Source organism: Candidatus Methanoperedens sp. (genome assembly GCA_027460535.1).
In the GTDB taxonomy this organism is placed as follows: domain Archaea; phylum Halobacteriota; class Methanosarcinia; order Methanosarcinales; family Methanoperedenaceae; genus Methanoperedens.
Window position 1 is genome coordinate 51,576 of sequence record JAPZAR010000031.1, and the last position, 18,717, is coordinate 70,292.

Below are 18,717 nucleotides of genomic sequence, written 5' to 3' on the forward strand. Positions count from 1 at the left end.
TTTCCTGCGGGTCAAAATGAAACTAAATAAATGTTTCAAACATGCGTTTAACATGGTACTTCACAGCAAGCTGCGAAGCTGGCTGACTATAACGGGCATAGTCATAGGTGTTGCTGCGGTTATTGCGATTGTTTCGATAGGAGACGGGATGCAGCAAACGCTGAATGCACAATTGAACGCTCTTGGCGGAGACATCGTTACAATCACAGCCGGCGCTGAACGGGGTGGCGGCATGTATGGTATGAGAGGCGGCGGGGGAGGAGGAGGCCAGGCAACGACCAAAGAAATAGTACTGGGCAGAAGTGACCTCCAGGCATTGAAGGGTATACCTGATATTGCTCTGATCGACACAAATATCAGAGAGAGTGTGAATATATCCTATCTTGGCAAAACAGGGAAAGTATCTGTAACAGGCGTTGACCAGAAAGTATGGTCTCAAATTACTACTACTACTATACAAACTGGCAGGATGCTTGATTCTGCTGACCAGAACGTCATAGTTATCGGGGGAAATCTCGCATCCTCTTATTTTTCCCAGCCTGTCGGGATTAATAAGATGGTAACGATAAACGCCGCTGCTTTCAGGGTTGTGGGAATTCTTAATGACCAGACCACCAGCGTTTACATGCCGATCCAGATGGCATACCAGGTGATGCCAGACAAGACGAATGATATCTACGACACACTTGTTGTTAAGATCAGGAATCAGGACCAGTTAGATTTTGTAATCACGGAAATCCAGAATAAACTTATGATTTCAAGACATGTCACTCAAAATACAATGGATTTTTCAGTCACTTCAAGGAAGGAAATGCAGCAGGCCAGAGCGGCTACGATGAGTTCAATGAGCACATTTCTGCTTGCAATTGCAGCGGTTTCATTGATTGTGGGTTCCATCGGTATTGCAAATACCATGTTCACTTCCGTCCTTGAAAAGACTAAGGAAATCGGGATAATGAAAGCTATCGGCGCGCGCAATCCCGACATTTTGCTCATATTCCTGTTCAATGCAGGATTTATCGGACTCGTTGGTGGAATAATTGGCGTAATCCTCGGAACAATGCTTTCTGGCTTCATGCCTGCGCTTATGGGGGGAGGTCTTCCCATGGCAAGAGGGGGCACAATAGTGACATTGAACTCAATAATGATGGCATTATCAGTATCGGTCATAGTAGGAATTCTTGCAGGAATAATACCTGCGTACCAGGCATCGAAATTGAGGCCTGTTGATGCTCTGAGATACGAATAAAGGTGGATTCAAATATCGTTCATGAGTGTGCTCACTCACAGGTATAATAAATGCTCAAAATCGGCAGACAAAATAAAAAAGCGCAAGCATGGATGGACGAACCTAATCGAACCTTTGGAATGGTGCATATTAGAAAAAAGACTCAAATAGAGCTTATTTCATATCACTGTTCAGCATCAATATTAAATATCGTTCAGTCCAAGTTGAATCAAGGAGAATAAAATGAAACTGACTAAAAAAACAGCAATATTCTTTACAGCTGTAATTCTGGTTTCAGTGATAATTGCATTGGCAGTGTTTGCCCGGCCCATGGGTAAGGAAAAGGGGCATGTAAGACCATTCATTGAGCCCATACTCATTGGGCACGGATTTGCGCTGAACGGAAACGACTATCACATTTTGGATGTGAATGCTATAAAAACGATTAACGTATCCCATGGTTTTATCCATTCCCTGCTTTCGAATAAAAAAAGCCCGGGAGAGATCGAAAAAGAAATAAACGATGCGAAAATAGCGACCATGACCAGGGCGCATCTCAGATTTGCAGGTAAGGTATATGCTCTCAACATAACAGGTTATGATAACCAGTCTCTTACGGGAGATGTGTTGACACTGCTCACGCATGGTACCAACCAGACAAGCTTCACTCCGACTTCAGTAGGAAACATCTCGCTGTCAACGTTAAAATACGAAGGTGAATCGCTCATAACGGGTACTCTGACCATGAACGGCACAGATTACAGGGTGTTTATGACTTCGCCAATGGCACTTAGATAATGGTAAAAAGACATCCCAGCGAATGATTGATTTATTTTCCGAATCATAGAGAAAGGACCGAAGCGGTTTAAAAAAAGGATATGATGCACAAAACTCAAAATAGTTTAGTATAAGTTTTATACAATAAAGGTTAATAATAGAAGTAGAGGCAAAATTGCAAATCGGAGTCAGCGATATTCATACTCACACCATGTATTCAGGTTTTTCTGAATATTCGTTTTTATCATACCCGGACAGTGTGACCACTCCCAGGACATCCATCAAGGTCGCCGAAAAACTTGGGCTCAATGTTCTCTGCATAACTGATCACAACACGATCAAAGGCGCAGTTCAAGCTCGGAAGTATAATAAAGAACTGGTGGTAATTGGTGAAGAAATCTCTTCTATCGATGGTGAAATACTGGGATTATTCCTTCAAGAGCAAATAAATCCGGGCTTAAGTGCGGAAGAAACGATAGAACAGATACATAGTCAGGATGGGATGGCCATTGCTCCGCATCCTTTTAGCGCACATTGTTCGTGCATAGGCAAAAAAATGAACACGTTGAGATTAGATGGAATAGAAGTATTCAATGCATTACACAGGGACGGGTATTCAAACGCTATCGCCCTTGAAAATTGTAACGGGAATGCGAAGCTTGGCGGAAGTGATGCGCATGCAAGTAACATGATAGGAAATGGTTATACTTTATTTGATGGATATTCTCATGAAGATCTGCGGGCCAGCATAAAAAATAAGCAGACGATTTATGGTGGAAAAGTAGCACCTCTGTTTGAATTCGTCAATTATAGTGCCCGGGTAGCATATGAATCGTCAAAAACCATCCTGAATTTCAATGATGTAGATTGCCCCATGTCTGCCAGAATATCCAGGGTAAGAAATTCACGCAAATTCATGTATTTGTTTGGTTCTATTTTGTATGCATTTTCACCACTACCGGTGGTTTGCACACTTATTGGAGATAGAATCTTGAAAAAGAAAGGAAGAAAAATATGGAGAGATGCCCACAGTTTTTCCTCTTTAGGAAAGGAATGATTCAAATTGGCATTTTTAGGGTAATGTTAGCATGGAATCATTCGACGAACTGACAATAATGCAATCCGAAGCTTACGTTAGTGGACACTTCAATTAAATCATGCCTCCGATGAAGAGGGATCTATGAGTGGCAGAAGAAACCTGAACAAAAATGACATAATTGCATTATCCGCAATCATATTAATCAGTCTTATCGCTTTGGTATCCTATGCGATAATAAATCAATCAAAAGAGCTTCCTCCAACATCAGCAGCGAAAAACACAACAACTGGATCTCTTTTAGAATCATCAACTCCTGACCAGCTAAATCCAATAAATAAATTGCAGACGCAGCAAAATATATGCGCAGAAGCCGGCGAAACCCCCCTTGTAACTCAGCACAATGACAACAATCGCTCAGGTGCAAATCTGAACGAGGTCATCTTGAACACTTCTAACGTGAATCCGGCCCAGTTTGGCAAATTGTACACACTCCAGGTGGATGGCCAGATCTACGCTCAACCTCTGTATCTATGCAATGTGAATATACCCAACCAGGGCATTCACAATGTAATATACATAGCCACAATGCACAACACTGTTTATGCCTTTGATGCTGATGACCCGAACGCCACTCTCCCGCTCTGGATGGCCTCTCTGGGGCCCTCTATACCTCTCCCGGATCCAAACATAGGTCCACAGGAGGGGTATGTGGATATTACAGGAGAGGTAGGCATCGTCAGCACCCCGTACATCTCCCCGGAAAATAACACCATATATGTCGTTTCATCCAATAAAGATCCAAACAGTTCTGATGCTGGCTCATATTCTCATTGGCTTCATGCACTGGATATCAGTACTGGAGCAGAGAAATTGGGCGGACCTGTTAAGATAAGTGCAATTTATCCTGGAAATGGAGATGGTAGTATGGACGGAATTTTAAACTTCACCAGTCACAGACAGCTCCAGCGTTCAGCCCTGCTATTATCCAATGGCATGATATACATAGCCTTTTCATCATATGATGATGTAACGCCATCCCACGGCTGGGTGATGTCATATTCCGCTAATACACTGAATCAGACCGCTGTTTACGTTACAACACCGGACGATGTGCCGATCGGACCACAACTTCCAGGATTGGGGTCTATCTGGCAGGGCGGGCAGGGGCCGGCTGCAGATAGTTCAGGCAATATTTATTTCATTACCGGTAATGGCGATTTTAATGGCTTTTCTAATCCCATGCCAAGTGATCTGGGGGACAGTATCGTGAAGCTCACGCCAGAATTGAAGTTAGTTGACTGGTTCTCTCCTCACAATAATACCGAACTCAATGAGAACGATTTGGATTTTGGTTCTGGAGGAGCATTATTGATCCCGGGTACTGACCTGCTGGTAGGCGGCGGAAAAGAAGCAAAGCTCTTCCTGATAGACAGGAATAATATGGGGCACTTCAATCCCAACAATGATAGTCAGATAGTTCAACCTCCTTTTTCGGTTATCACGAAGTCAGATCCGCAGGATAACCACGAGCTTTTTGGAGGGCCTGTTTATTGGGATAGCCCCAATGGTTCCCTGGTCTATGTATCACCCTCAGCTGCTCACGTGAAAGCTTATAGATTCGCTGCAGGCGTTTTCCAGCCTACCACTCCGGTTTCTGAGAGTAACATTACCTCTGTATCGGGTGGATGGATGTCAATATCAGCCAACGGCAGCATTCCTGGAACCGGGATCTTGTGGGTATCCGAGCTGAATGTACTCCATGCCTTCGATGCCTCAAATCTACAAAATGAACTGTGGAATAGCGAGATGAATCCTCGTGACGATATTGGCGAGGCAGCGAAATTCTGTCCCCCCACTATCGCGAACGGCAAGGTTTACATGGCAAGCTTTTCTGGTGGAGTAGCAGTATATGGCCTCTTATCCTAAAGAAATGAGCTCATTTTGTTACAAGTAATACAACTTTCTTGTTTGCACCATTGTTCATAGTTCAATATTCACGCTTCGTTTGAACCTATGAAATGGAATTATAACTATTACCTTCATCTGAAGGCTCAGGTTTGCTCATAATAGATATTTGCCTAACCAGAATAATTTTATGTGCCTAATCCCCATTAAAGATGTTCACATTATGGAACCTACGAAAAACGAAACACTTCTCACAAGGAACTTTTTGCTGACCAGCTTTTCAACGGTTGCCATATTCACAAGCTTTTATTTTCTATTGGTCACACTGCCTATCTATATATTGCAACTCGGCGGAACGGAATCCCAGATAGGCCTCATCATCGGCGTGTTTACTATCTCAGCCGTGCTCTTGCGCCCGTTCATGGGTCGCGAGGTGGACAGGCGAGGCAGGAAGAACATGCTTCTGGCAGGCTCGCTGGTGTTCCTTTTGTCCATGCTTCTCTACAACTATACCACAAGTGTCACTGCATTGCTGCTTCTGAGGGTTTTCCACGGCATCGGCTGGGGCGCTGCAACTACGGCCGCAAGCACTCTGATAGCGGACATCGCACCGCCGAGCCGGAGGGGGGAGGCCATGGGCATCTACGGCATGTCATCCAACGTCGCCATGGCAATAGGCCCGGCATTGAGTTTCTGGTTGTTGTATGCTTCAGGGGTTCCTGATTTCCCGAGGCTCTTTGATGTAAGCGCATTGATAGCGCTCGTATCTCTATTACTGGTTTTGCCCATAACTGAAACAGGCGCAGTGCATCCGAAAACGTCCCTTTTCAGCAAAGAGGCGCTTTTCCCATCGGCATTGATGTTCAGCGTTACGCTGACCTACGGTTCGATCGTATCTTTTCTATCTCTTTTAGCCCAGGAAAAGGGTATGGGGAATCCGGGAATATTTTTCACTGTATTCGCAGTCACTTTGGTCTTGGTCAGGGCACTTGCTGGCAAGCTTTCGGACAGCCGGGGGAGGAAGGCCGTGATCGTGCCCGGAATGCTCATAATCACCCTCGGGCTTTTTGTCCTCTCGATCGCGAACTCCTTCTCATTATTCATTGCCGCAGCCTTTTTATACGGGCTGGGTTTCGGTCTCGTTCATCCCACAATAATGGCACTTCTGGTCGATAGGGTGAGCGACAGGACGCGTGGCGCGGCTATGGGAACTTTCACAGCGGCCTTCGATCTTGGGATCGGGTTGGGTTCAATCGTGCTGGGAGTTGTGCTCCAATATTTTGGTTTTATGGCAATGTACCTGCTGGGTGGGTTGATAGTGTTTGCAGCAGCGATATGGTTTATAGCAATGAAGGATAAGAAAGGGATGTAATGGATCTTTTCTCTCACGCACTGCTTCCGTATCTGCTGGGGAATTTCACCAAACGAAGGAAAGAAGAGATTATCGCCTTTGTCCTCGGCGGGATAGCTCCTGATATTGATATTTTTCTCCTGTTGATCAACTATCTCTATCCCACTTCATTTCTGATCACCCACCGGGGCATTACACATTCCCTATTCTTTGGGTTTTTTGCAGGCCTTACTGTTCTTTATCTCGCGTCCCGCAATACGGTGAAAACCAGAGTCCAGAGGTACATTGATTTTGAACCAGTGGTCACGTTCCGCACCGTGATGTTCGCCTATGCAGGAGTGATAATCCATCTTTTCCTGGATTTTTCGACCACAAGAGGGGTTCCCTTTTTTTATCCCTTTGATGCTGCAAGATATTCTGCCGAGGTGTTTTTCTATACGGATACTTATCTCACAATATTAAGCCTGATAGTCCTGATAATCCTATACAAAAGACCTGTACAGAAGCATACAATAACTAAATTCCTGGCTCTTTTCCTGGTGGTATTCGCCATCCTTGGAGGACTTCGCATTGCCGAAAAAACCAGTGCTGAGAAGTTCTTCCAGGGTGAAAACCTGAGAGCATATCCCACCGTGAGCATTTTTGAATGGTACGTGATCGGGCAAGATGGGGATAGGATAAGAATATATGAATACAACGGGTTTGCGGGAACATCAAATTACAATCAGACCTTTTTGCGAATGAGCGTAATTTCGGGCGGGGAAAATCTGGAGGGTGCTCTAGATGTTGCAGGGAAACTGCCGCAGGTATACATGTTCAAGTGGAGAGCCTATGCAGTGGCAATCAATGCTACATCAAGCAACGGCGTATGGTACATTGATTACTATGATCCGTTACAGAGGGCAATGATACGGGGAGCCCCTGCTGCATTTTTCATGAGGATAAATGCTCCTCTCAGGGTAAAAGTGGAAGATGGAAAAGCAACGATATTATGAAAAGGGAAGAAGAAACCGTGCGAATAGAATGCAATTTCAGGATTTTTGATACGCACTATCGATAAAGTCTTTATGTTGTTTTGACCAGATCTTATTTGGTGTTTTCTTTAGCCACTCAACGTACATGTCGATGAATTCCAATCTTTCCTTGAAATTTTCCTCTTTTTCCTTTTTCAATGTTTCCAGATCAATCATCGTTCAACCGTCCCAGGTCCAGCTTCCACTTTTAGCAGGCGTATCTGTTCTTTCCTTTTTAGACCAATACTTTATCTCTTTAATATGTCTGCGGGATGTTCATTAGCTATCGTTGATGTCGACATTTTTACTAGTCCTTTTACAATAGTAACAGAGACTTCAAACTTTAATAACTTTCTGAAACGAAGGATGCAAAGTTTCAGGTATTCGAAGGCGGCGCAGCGTATCACTGGAAACTCTCTTAAATTGTGGCTGCAAGAGAAATTACAGGAGCAGAATAAGAAGAATCAGCAAAAAAGTTCATATCAGTTCGCTGCTGATGAATCCACCGCAAAGGGCGCAAAGAACGCAAAGCGCAGAAGTATATTATAAAAATTATAAATCTGCGGCGCCTGTGCAAACCCCCGTGTAGCCGCCAGCCGCGCCACCCGCCTCCGTCGGCGCGCTAGGTAGGAGGGGCTGACATTCTATTGGAGTGGAGAAGCTGGCTAGCAATAATTGTAAATGCAATGGGATATTGGCAGAAAAACTTATTTTTTTATACATTGATAATATCTCTCATGCACAGCTAGCTAATCATTTTTTTGAATCCATTCCCAAATCCATTTAGGAAGCCAACCCTGTCGTTCGGAAAGATCAAGTTTACATATAAAAATATGATCCTTAGGCCCAAGTAAGGGTTTTAGACGCTCATACCATTTTTGTGCCCCTCTGCTTGTTTTAACTATCCAACAATTTGGAAGATATTGAATCCAATCCAATGCCTTATCGAATTTTTTCTTAAGAGCTTTTTGGTCAATATCACTATTGAAGTTAAAACTTATATGGAGAAATTGAGCACTCACGATGTTTCCTCCGTTTCAAGTTCCTTTTCTGGAGGTTCAAGCGCATGACGAGGGTCAGTTTGAAGTTCTACTATCTTTGGAGGTTTTGGCAGGTTTTTAGCAGCAAGTTAAATTTTCTGATGATATAAAAGGAACTCTGCCCCTTCAAGAAGAGCAACATCGGGCCTCACTCGTGCAATTGAAAGAGATGTTTCGCACTGATATTATGAAAATAATAAAAATGAGAATCCCTAATCCAGCAGTTACGGGCCACCAATTTAATTCCCAAGCAATCGCTCCTATAGCAATTATAGATATGATGGTAATCGTCGACATCTTTCCCACGACACCCGACCTAACTTAATGCGACCCACAGACTCCGATCCTATCCCAAATTTCTCTAGTATTTCAAACATATCCATAGATAATATCCAGTTCTTTATCTTTGTTTACCATTATTAGCGTTTTGGATAAGATAGTGGTATCTTTTTATGGCTCAGAACTTTCCTCACTTTCACTCCGCTCTCCTAACCCTTTTTAACCCTTACGCCCTCTTTACTATCCATGAACTTTAACAAAGGGAAATAACATGGATTCAAAAGAAGCGCTGGTAGTTTTCGAGGGAGCTAAAATAAGACGAACATGGCACGATAACCAGTGGTATTTCTCAGTGGTTGATATCGTTGGAGCTTTGACAGACAGCGTTGATGCAAAAGACTACTGGTACAGGCTGAAAAAAAGAGAATTGGAGTCAAGCGGAATCGAGTTATCGACAATTTGTCGACAACTGAAAATACAATCATCTGACGGTAAGAAATACGAAACTGATTGCGCAAACACTGAATCCATGTTCAGGATAATCCAGTCTATCCCCTCAAAAAAAGCAGAGCCGTTCAAACGATGGCTGGCAAAAGTAGGATACGAAAGGATACAGGAAATAGAAAATCCCGAACTGGCGCAGGACAGGGCGAAAGAGTATTATGAACTCAAAGGATATCCAGAAGACTGGATAGAAAAAAGGCTACGGGGGATAGCCATCAGGCAAGAGCTTACTGATGAATGGGAAGAAAGAGGGGTTGCTGAAAAAAGAGATTTTGCGATCCTCACAAATGAGATTTCCAAAGCAACTTTCGGAAAATCGATCAAGGAACATAGAAAAATAAAAAACCTGGACCCCGCGAATAAAAACCAGAACCTGAGAGACCACATGACTGACCTGGAATTGATTTTCTCCATGCTTGGAGAGAAATCAACAACAGAAATCACCAGATCCAGGGACTCCAAAGGATTTGAAGAGTGCCTTGACTCTTCAGAAGAGGGCGGGAAGATCGCAGGGAATGCAAGGAAAGAGCTTGAGATGAAAACAGGGAGAAAAGTGGTAAGTTCTGAGAATTTTCTATGTATCACAGGGAAAAAAGAAAATCAGAAGTTGAAATAATGACTTATGATATCAGAAATCATCATAACAAAATCCTCTCTTCCGTCCATCTCCCACAACAATTTTTAACCATAACGACCTTTTAACAATCCATGAACTTCATCCATGCAAGTGATTTTCATCTGGGGTATGCACAATATGGTCTCCTCGAGCGTTTCCAGGACTATGCCCGCGCCTTCAGAACGGTCATTCAGTACGCAATCGACCACAAAGCAGATTTCATACTCATTTCTGGCGACCTTTTCCATAAAAGAAACATAAACGCACCCACCTATGAGCAAGCTTATAAAGTTCTCTCTGAACTCAAAGCAAAGAGCCCATCCACACAGGTCTATGCCATAGAAGGGAACCACGACCTCGCTTTCCACCAGGATGGGAAGAGCTGGCTTGAGATACTGAATTCCCAGGGTCTGTTAAGGCTCATAAGGTTGAAAGAGGCTGAGGGCCTTAAATACATGGGGGATTTTGTTGAGCTGGATAATGCACGCATCTTTGGTGTAAAATACCTTGGCTCAAGCACAGTCTCCGTAATCCCCAAGATGGCAGAAGAGATAAAACAAATAACGACAGCGCGCGGTGAAAAATTCACAATACTTATGATGCACTTTGGCATGGAAGGACAGGCAAAGCAGGAGGCTGCAGGCGAGATCCCTTATACGTCTCTTTTGCCCCTGAAAGACGCGGTAAATTACCTTGCCCTTGGACATTATCACATGAACTACGAATTCGATGGCTGGGTTTTCAATCCCGGCAGCGTGGAAATGATATCCATGAACGAATACGATCTGCCCAAGGGCTTCTATCATGTCAGGGATAGCGGCGCGAAACTGATTACTCCCATGACCCGTTCTGTCAGGCGAATCAAGCTCGACATGAGTGGCATCGCATCGCCTGATGAGCTTTATTCCAAAATAGGGGAAAAACTTGAAACCGAGCGGACGCTCCAGCAGGGGTCACTGATAGAACTTCTGCTTTATGGCGATATGGGTTTTCCGAAGTCTGATGTCAACCTTGAGCGAATAAAGGACATGCTTTCAGAACAGTTCAAACCGCTCTGGTCTGAAATAAGGATCAATAAAAGCAACTCCCCTTACACCCTCAATCCAGGGGATGTGCGCGGTCTCACGCGAGAGCAGATTGAGCATCGCGTCTTTTCAGACAGGGTAAAACTTGACAGCAGGTATAGGGACAATATTGATGAAATAGTGAAGAACATGGTCGAAGTAAAGAAGTTGGTCTCTGCAGGTATCGAGCCGGCTGCCATCCAGAAAGAACTGAGATGGGGATTTGAAATAATAAAAAGCAGAGGAAAAGAAAATGAAGGTAAGGCGGAAATACCGCAGCAGACCCTTCTCTCGCGTATAGGGGATGCTTAATGCTTATCAGATCGGTAGAATTGAAAAATATTAAATCATACCGCCATGGGACTATCGAGTTCGGGGAAGGCATAAACGGCATTTGCGGCCAGAATGGGCATGGGAAGACAACGCTCCTGGAAGCGATAGGATACGTTCTGTTCGATTACCTCCCGTACAGCGAAAAGGAGTTCAGACGGCGCGGAGAGAGCCAGGCTTATGTTTCTGTGGAAGTGCTGGCAAAAGGTGAAACATTCACGCTCACAAGGAAACTCGGCAGCGAATACAGCGTAAGAGGACCGAATACGAATATTACGGGGAAAAAAGACGTGCTCACCTGGATAGTGAATAACCTGTTCCCGCTTTCAAACCACGAAGAGCTACCCGGTATTTTTGAAAACGCCGTCGGAGTACCGCAGGGCATGTTCACGGCCGCCTTTATGGAATCACCGGCAAAACGTCAGAAAACATTTGACGAGATACTTAAAGTGGAGGAGTACAGGAAAGCGTATGATAACCTGAGAGAAACGATGGCATTGATCGAAGAGGGCATCAATCATATTGAAAATGAGATCAGTGGACTGCGGATCAGGACCGAGAACTATGGGCAAAAGAAGACAGAGAGGGACAATCTGAAAGAAAACATAGGCGTTCTAAAAAGTTTTCTGAAAGATTGCAGCGAGAAATTTACCACCTCAAAAAATACACTTGAAGCGCTGAAAAAACAGAAAGAAATCCTTGAGAGTCTTAAGAATGAGATAACCCAGATGGCTGCAAAATTAGAAGGACTAAAACAGCAATTCAAGACGGCCAAAGAGGAATTAGGTAAATCTGAAGAAGCGCAGAAGTTATTATCCGGCCTTCTTGAAATGAAAGAAAAGTATGAGGAAGTCAGGAAGAAACTGGACGGACTCGATAATATGCGCAGAGAGCGAGATGTTCATTTAAATAAATTTAATGAAATTCAAAAAGATCTATCTCTGCTTAACGAAAAGAAATCTCGCATGGATCTGTTGGGGAAAGAAGTCGAGAAAAAAACTGCGGAAAAGAACGCCCTTCTGCCCCTTATTAATGACCAGATCGAACTTGAAAGAAAAATCGAGGGAACAAATCAGGAGCGCGCCATAGCTGTTAAAGAAATCAATGATATAAAAAGCAGGATGGTCCTGGCAGGTTCTGAGAACATCTGTCCTGTCATAAAGGGGATAAAATGCAGTTCTGTAAAGGATTTTTCTTCTTATTTCAGAGAGCAGCTTGAAGAGGCTGAAATGAACCTTAAATCTGCTGTGAATTCCCTCAAAGTCCTGGAATCACAGTTAAAGGCTCTCGGAGATCCCCGCAGTAAGGTGAATGGTCTTGACATGCTTATCAGACGGGGAACAGAGGATGCTGCAAAATTGAGCAAAGAGATAGGAATAATACCTGAAAAAGAGAATGCTGCGAATGCACTTAAGACAGAATTGGAAAAATATGGGACCCTTGATAGCGATATGTCAGCAGCAAAAAACCAGATAAAGGAGCTTGAGCCCTTTTACCAGAAATACCTGCAGAACCAGTCTTCCGCTGCAAGGTTCATGGAACACAAAAAAGAGTGCGAGAGGCTGCATAATGTAATTTCAGATTTTGAAGATAGACTCAAGGGTCTGGGGAAACGGAATAACGAATTATGTAATGGCTTTAGCGAAGAGGAACTTGTGCGTATACAGCGTTTGCATGAAGAGCTCGGAACAAAGGTAAGGGGTTATCAAGTTGAGATCAGAGAGAAAGATGGGCAGTTGCAGAAGCTGAATAAAGAAATTCTTGAAATTGAAAAGTATCTTACTGGCATCGCAGAACTTGAATCCAGGCTTGAGAATGAGAAGCGATTCAGGGAATACGCGAAGTTTGTCCGCGAGACGCTTCGCGATTCCGGACAGCATATAGTTCTTGAGCTCATCGGGGAGATAAGTGAAGAGGCAAACAGCCTTTACTGTGCAATCATGGACGACTTCTCACAGGAATTGCACTGGGGTAACGATTACGGGATTAGATTGAGGGATAGCGGTGAGGATAAGAATTTCCAGCAGCTAAGCGGTGGCGAGAAGATGGGGGCAGCGCTTGCGGTGCGTCTTGCGCTCCTGAAGATGCTTTCAAATTCAGATTTTGTATTCCTTGACGAGCCAACTCAGAACATGGATGAGATACGGAGAGAGAATCTCTCTGAGCAGATAATGAACATCAGGGGCTTCAAGCAGATCTTTGTTATTTCGCATGACGATACTTTCAACGAGAAATACTCGCACGTTGTGAAAATTGAAAAAATAGATGGCGAAAGCCGGGTTGTGTCATGCTCGACTTGAAAAGCATCTCAGACCAGTTCGACACCAGGCTTTCTGCGATAAAATCGTATGACATCGAGCGATCTGCACTATCAGAAGAATATAGAACTGAACTAAATAAGCTGATGGTCCTTGACCTTTCGATCAATGAAGGCCTGCCTCCTTATTGCGGGGCTAAGCCCCTTGAACCAGGAAAACTCATCAGGATTTTTCCTTTCAACTGGAAAAACAGGCATGATGCCATTGATTGGGTGGATACCGTGCTTTCAGGGATTGCAGTAGGAGGAGTGGATGGAAGCCAGATATATTCTGACAAGAACTACGAGATACCCATGGCTGTCATACAAACCTCGCGCATTTTGAACAGGCACACTTCAAAAAGTGACTACAAGGAAGAAATAGAGGCCGATATCATCACGCCCGATGAATTCGAAGCCGCAAGCGTATATTCATTCGGCAGTGAATACGTCGATGCGCGCAGGTTCGCATCGGAATGCGATAGCATCATACGTCTCATGAAACACGATAAACCCTGCATCCTGCTGGACGGCGCACTTATCCTTTCCCATATCAATGTCCTGAACCGGAATATAAGGGAGATATATGTCAGATCGATCACGAAACTGCTTGAAGCCTCGGAAAGCACGCGCTCCCCTGTTATGGGATTCATCGACACTACGATGCCGCGCGATATCACCCTTATGATGCATTTCCTTTTTGGACTAAAAAAAAGCAAGCTCTCCGACACACATCTTTTTTCGCACCTATTATGGGGAGAGAGGACGGCTGCTTTTCTCTGCGACAGGGATGACAGGAGAGGAGATGAAGCAAAATCGGTACTTGACAACTACGGCAGGCACAGGGATGAGATAGGCTTCTTTTATATGAGAGTCAGCAACGGTCTTCCCGCGCGCGTGGAATTTCCTGCCTGGGTCTATCGTGATGGTTTAGTTGACAAAATTGCGGATATTATCCGTGCCGAATGCGTTATCCGCGGCAATTATCCCGATATCCTTATGCGCGCGCATGAAGCTGCGCTGATACGGATGAGCGAGCATGACCTATTCTATGGAATGCTTGAGAATTTTTGCAGGGTGCACGGGATCAAGATCAATAAGAGCGCAAAACATTTTCATAAGATGATGAACAGGTGATACGATGGTATTAGGAGACATAATCAGGGTGGAAAATGCAAATACATATCTTGTAAAAATCCCGCCTGATGCTAAAAAAGAACACATAGGCAGGCTTGTTAAAATAGAAAAGGAGGACGGGATCATTGTGGGTGTGATAAAAAACATCTCGCACACTATTCGCGAGGAGCTTATTCCTTATATCGAGCCGGACATGCAGCCAAAATATGCTCCTTTTAATGAGGATTTCAGCAACAGCTACTATATCGTTCACGGACTTGGAGTAATACGTAATGGGATTGTGAAATATGATATAGACTCGCCGCCTGATATAAGGGATAAACTTGAGATCTTAAGTCCTGATGAACTCAGGGCATTCCATACCAACAACGGCAAACCCAGCGCCTCATATTTCCATACCAGCAGGGAGATGCTTGATAAAAGGATCCTTCTCTGCATTGCGGAGCAGGTGGAGGAGCAGTATCCTGAATGCAGCGCAATGATGAGGCTTGTTAAGAAACATATAGAGAGGGATTAAATGCTCGGGACGGTCAACAATTCGAATGAAGAGGGGTTCACATTTATATCAAAGGAGCGGCTGCCCGCAGGGATGTTCGTTTGTTATGATGAGGCAGCAAAAAAGATATTGTGCAGGGTGAAATGCGCCGAGCCCCTCAACCAGTACCCGCAGGAGTTCCTTATGGATATGGAGCTTTCAGCGGATGATATATCGGAATTTTATGGCCTTGACCCGGAGGACTTCAAGTACTTTTCCTATGCGGCATCCGTTATCGGTCATTTCGATGATGAAATGGGCGAGTTCGTAAATCCAAGGACAAATCCAGCAATCGGTGTGAAAATAGAACGTGCCGGCAGGGAAGTACTGAATGATATAAGCAAAGTACAGAAAGGGACAACAGGATCAGCATTTATAGGAAATGTTCTGGGCGCGGAAACAGGAATAGTGTTATCGGTCCGGGATATCGTGAGCCAGCACGTGTCAATCATCGCTTCCACCGGAGCGGGTAAATCATATACTGTCGGGGTTCTCGTTGAAGAACTGCTGAAACCCTGCAACATGGCGCCAGTGCTGATATTCGACCCCCATGGAGAATATTCTTCGCTTGGTGAAGTCCAGAACATGGCCGAATTCATCACCGTTTCATATCGTCCGAAGGTCAGGATCGTTAAACCGGATAATATAAAAATCCGTATCAGTGACCTCCTGGTCAGCGATTTCATCAGCATAATGGACGACGGCACCATGTCGGATAAGATGAAGACGCTTTTTCGGTCCGCATATCACAACTTGAAGAACAGCAGCAAGAAAAAGTTCACGCGTAATGAATTGAAGCAGGAGATAGAAGCGTTGCGCGACTCGAACAACGAGCCCACGATCGAAGGCATCCTATGGAGGTTCGGGAAGCTTTACGCCAGCATATTCGACGACTTCCAGACCATTCCGCTTGCTGAATATTTCAAAGTGGGACAGCTTACGATCATGGATGTTTCTGGCATCGAAGAGACCTTCCAGCAGATGATCGCCTCTGTGATGCTTCGCAGATTATTCGATGCGCGGGAGGGCACTGAGAACAATCGGTATAATGAGACACATGTGGATAAGTTCCTTCCGTATCCTGTCTTCGTGGTCATAGAAGAGGCGCACAGGTTCGCGCCTCACAGCGGGGAGGCAAAATCAAAGAGCGTCCTGAAGACCATACTTTCTGAGGGAAGGAAGTTCGGCATTGGTGTTTGCCTCGTCTCCCAGCGGCCGAGCAAACTGGATGCTGATTCGCTCTCGCAGTGTATGACCCAGATCACGATGCGGATAATCAACCCCACCGACCAGCAGCAGATTGCCCAGAGCATCGAATCGGCAAGCAGGGATTTAATCTCGGAGTTACCTTCCCTTGCGAAAGGCCAGGCAATAATCTCAGGAGTGGCGATAAATACGCCGACCCTAGTGAGGATAAGGAAGAGGCTAACGAGCGATGTCAAAGGGAGGAGCAAGGATGCTCCCTCGCTGTGGGCGGCGCAGAGGGAGTATGAGGAGAAGCATGAGGTGCCGGAAGTCAGAGCGGATGAGGAGATGGATATTGGGGTGTGAGATTGGGGGATGGATGTGGGTGGAAGGGAGGGATTGTGCGGGATATTTTTAAAAGCAGTTGATATAGGCCTTGTGACCTTAAGTCCGGGGTTTGTGATTAATAATAGCTTTAATACGACTTCACCCTAATTCTGTGCGGCGCGCCGCAAAAAAAGTCAAGCAGCTTCCATGACCAAATCCTCAAGCATTAGTGTCTAGATACCTATCAAATTTTAATTCAAGGTCGTAACGTGTGCCTTAAAATAGACGAGAAAAAGCCAAACAACAGCCCACACCCGTAACAAACCCCCCCTAAAAATGCAAACCTCAGCCCCTTCACCACATGCTCCAAATCCCACCGTGCATCTCCGCGAAGTGCGCAATTCCCCGGCAGCCGCGATCCTGAGCACAGGCGAACCGGAAGTCGCAGGAGGTGATCGATATACTATTCCTGGTCATTCCTTGATCAATTTAGATAGTATTGCATCAAAATTTTCAGAACGATAATACATTAATTTCTTCTTTCCAATAATATTCTCTTTAATAAGCCCATACTTTTCCAGGCTTATTATATCTGTCCTGGCTGTTTGATAAGCCGTGTTAAACCTGTTCTGGATCTCTTTTATTGTAAATGTAAACTCTGGTTCATCGGACAATAATTTTAATATAAATATTTGCCTGTCATTAATGCCTTTGATTTTTTTGAGATCGTATAATTCTCGTTTTTCCATGATTTTTCTACTTATATATTCTTTTAAGCTATCAAATGCCAGACCCATTGTTTTTAATTGGTAATTAATAAAATAAGTTAAATCATTTTCATCAAGTTCCGAATATAAATAAGATCTCGCATATTGTGCCCGCGATTTTACGATCATTCTGGAAATGGACATATATTCAATCAGCCAATAGCCCTCTTTAAGTAAATACCAATAAAAAATCGCTCTTGCAGTTCTCCCATTTCCATCAGTAAATGGATGTATATAACCGATCAGGAAGTGTAAAATCGTAGCCCGGATAATTGGATGAAAAAATCTTTTTTCATTTGATCCATTGGCAAAAATACAAAAATCCCTCATTATTTCTTCAATATGTTCAAAAACTGGCGGGATATAAACAACTTCTCCACTTGAACTTACAACAACAATATCATTTGATTTTCTAAATTGTCCTTCCATGCCTGGATCATTTAAAGTATCTTTTGTAATAGAAGAGTGAATTTCTAAAATTAATTCCTTTGTAAGTTTTTCACCTTTTAATTCGTTCAGTTTTTTTATAGTGTTATAATTATTCAGTATCATTTGTTCAGATTTGTTTTTTGGCTTCCTTTCCTGTCTTAACATCTTCTTGGCTTCTTTTCTTGTTGTAGCCGCTCCCTCCAATTGACTTGAAGCAATTGCCTCCTCCATAATTGAACTGATTAAATATCGATTCTTATCACTGCTGGGAATTATCTCTTCTGAACCGAGTCTTCCCCCAAGATTGAGATCAAATTCATGTAATTTTTGTTGAATATAAGTTGTCAGATTATATTTGAATTCAAATCCTGTTATGTCACTTATTTTAATTTTTTCAGCACTTAAATTTCTATTTATTTTAATAAATGCCCATAATACTTCAGGTCCTATCGCATCAAATCCAGCTTTATATTTAAATTCAGACCAGTACAAATATTTGTTAATAGCTTCTTTAATTAATCGATCATAGGGATCATTTTTTAAATATTTGAGTGCATTACCGATCTCATTATGTGATATCTTTGGAGGGCTTTCTGGAATTTTCATAAATCATTTCAATTACTATTAATTACTAATTTAGTTAATATTAGTAATTAATAGTAATTAAGCTTATTCATGTAAACCTGTTTCTCTCCCGGTTCCTCTCTTGTAACTCTCATCGTCCCAAAATGCCGAAAACGCTTATCCTTTCAAAATACGATTGCCTGGGAGCATATCTGCGCCTGAGATTAATATTTAAATAGTGATAAATGTGTAGCTTTAATGGGATACATAAATTAACCTGAATAAAATAGAGAAAACGGAAAGTGCGACTCTCCGCGAAGTGCCCCGGCAG

16 protein-coding genes are annotated in these 18,717 nt (G+C 43.6%); 13 read left to right on the forward strand and 3 right to left on the reverse strand.

Features of this window, described 5'->3' with window-relative positions; all coding sequences use genetic code 11:
• Nucleotides 1–16: 16 nt before the first annotated feature.
• The 6 genes from O8C65_14500 to O8C65_14525 all read left to right on the forward strand — a co-directional run bounded on the left by O8C65_14500 (nucleotide 17) and on the right by O8C65_14525 (nucleotide 7,295).
• On the forward strand, nucleotides 17–1,249 hold the full coding sequence (locus tag O8C65_14500; protein ID MCZ7358128.1) for an ABC transporter permease: 1,233 nt from the start codon (nucleotides 17–19) through the stop codon (nucleotides 1,247–1,249).
• A gap of 222 nt (nucleotides 1,250–1,471) precedes the next feature.
• A complete protein-coding gene (locus tag O8C65_14505; protein ID MCZ7358129.1) occupies nucleotides 1,472–2,026 on the forward strand; it encodes a hypothetical protein in 555 nt (184 codons plus the stop codon).
• A gap of 154 nt (nucleotides 2,027–2,180) precedes the next feature.
• Nucleotides 2,181–3,062 carry a hypothetical protein gene (locus O8C65_14510; protein ID MCZ7358130.1) on the forward strand — a complete coding sequence of 294 codons (882 nt, stop codon included), beginning with the start codon at nucleotides 2,181–2,183 and terminating at the stop codon, nucleotides 3,060–3,062.
• 123 nt (nucleotides 3,063–3,185) lie between these two features.
• The gene (locus O8C65_14515) at nucleotides 3,186–4,970 is read left to right on the forward strand and encodes a hypothetical protein (GenBank protein MCZ7358131.1); all 1,785 of its coding nucleotides are present in this window, start codon (nucleotides 3,186–3,188) and stop codon (nucleotides 4,968–4,970) included.
• Nucleotides 4,971–5,172: 202 nt separating this feature from the next.
• Nucleotides 5,173–6,321, forward strand: a complete 1,149-nt coding sequence (locus O8C65_14520) for an MFS transporter (GenBank protein ID MCZ7358132.1) — start codon at nucleotides 5,173–5,175, stop codon at nucleotides 6,319–6,321.
• Nucleotides 6,321–7,295, forward strand: a complete 975-nt coding sequence (locus tag O8C65_14525; protein ID MCZ7358133.1) for a metal-dependent hydrolase — start codon at nucleotides 6,321–6,323, stop codon at nucleotides 7,293–7,295. The genes O8C65_14520 and O8C65_14525 overlap by 1 nt, the downstream gene beginning before the upstream one ends.
• Before the next feature lie 36 nt (nucleotides 7,296–7,331).
• Here O8C65_14525 and O8C65_14530 read toward each other — a convergent pair whose 3' ends face one another.
• A complete protein-coding gene (locus tag O8C65_14530) occupies nucleotides 7,332–7,490 on the reverse strand; it encodes a hypothetical protein (protein MCZ7358134.1) in 159 nt (52 codons plus the stop codon).
• An 84-nt stretch (nucleotides 7,491–7,574) separates the two neighbouring features.
• Here O8C65_14530 and O8C65_14535 point away from each other — a divergent pair, with 84 nt between their 5' ends.
• On the forward strand, nucleotides 7,575–7,862 hold the full coding sequence (locus O8C65_14535; GenBank protein ID MCZ7358135.1) for a hypothetical protein: 288 nt from the start codon (nucleotides 7,575–7,577) through the stop codon (nucleotides 7,860–7,862).
• 200 nt (nucleotides 7,863–8,062) lie between these two features.
• Here the strand turns inward: O8C65_14535 and O8C65_14540 are convergent, their stop codons facing one another.
• Nucleotides 8,063–8,335 (reverse strand): hypothetical protein, encoded by a 273-nt coding sequence (locus tag O8C65_14540; GenBank protein ID MCZ7358136.1) that lies wholly within the window; start codon nucleotides 8,333–8,335, stop codon nucleotides 8,063–8,065.
• A gap of 568 nt (nucleotides 8,336–8,903) precedes the next feature.
• On the opposite strand from O8C65_14540, the gene O8C65_14545 reads away from it, so the two are divergent.
• From O8C65_14545 to O8C65_14570, 6 genes are all read left to right on the forward strand, one after another.
• Complete coding sequence (locus O8C65_14545; protein MCZ7358137.1) at nucleotides 8,904–9,752, forward strand: BRO family protein; 849 nt, start codon at nucleotides 8,904–8,906, stop codon at nucleotides 9,750–9,752.
• Nucleotides 9,753–9,844: 92 nt separating this feature from the next.
• Nucleotides 9,845–11,128: a DNA repair exonuclease gene (locus O8C65_14550; protein MCZ7358138.1), complete on the forward strand. Its 1,284-nt coding sequence runs from the start codon at nucleotides 9,845–9,847 to the stop codon at nucleotides 11,126–11,128.
• Nucleotides 11,128–13,446 carry an SMC family ATPase gene (locus O8C65_14555; GenBank protein ID MCZ7358139.1) on the forward strand — a complete coding sequence of 773 codons (2,319 nt, stop codon included), beginning with the start codon at nucleotides 11,128–11,130 and terminating at the stop codon, nucleotides 13,444–13,446. The genes O8C65_14550 and O8C65_14555 overlap by 1 nt, the downstream gene beginning before the upstream one ends.
• Nucleotides 13,434–14,579 carry a DNA double-strand break repair nuclease NurA gene (locus O8C65_14560; protein ID MCZ7358140.1) on the forward strand — a complete coding sequence of 382 codons (1,146 nt, stop codon included), beginning with the start codon at nucleotides 13,434–13,436 and terminating at the stop codon, nucleotides 14,577–14,579. The genes O8C65_14555 and O8C65_14560 overlap by 13 nt, the downstream gene beginning before the upstream one ends.
• Before the next feature lie 4 nt (nucleotides 14,580–14,583).
• Complete coding sequence (locus O8C65_14565) at nucleotides 14,584–15,096, forward strand: hypothetical protein (GenBank protein ID MCZ7358141.1); 513 nt, start codon at nucleotides 14,584–14,586, stop codon at nucleotides 15,094–15,096.
• A complete protein-coding gene (locus O8C65_14570; protein MCZ7358142.1) occupies nucleotides 15,097–16,665 on the forward strand; it encodes an ATP-binding protein in 1,569 nt (522 codons plus the stop codon).
• Between the two features lie 434 nt (nucleotides 16,666–17,099).
• Here O8C65_14570 and O8C65_14575 read toward each other — a convergent pair whose 3' ends face one another.
• Nucleotides 17,100–18,428: a Fic family protein gene (locus O8C65_14575; protein ID MCZ7358143.1), complete on the reverse strand. Its 1,329-nt coding sequence runs from the start codon at nucleotides 18,426–18,428 to the stop codon at nucleotides 17,100–17,102.
• Nucleotides 18,429–18,717: the final 289 nt, after the last annotated feature.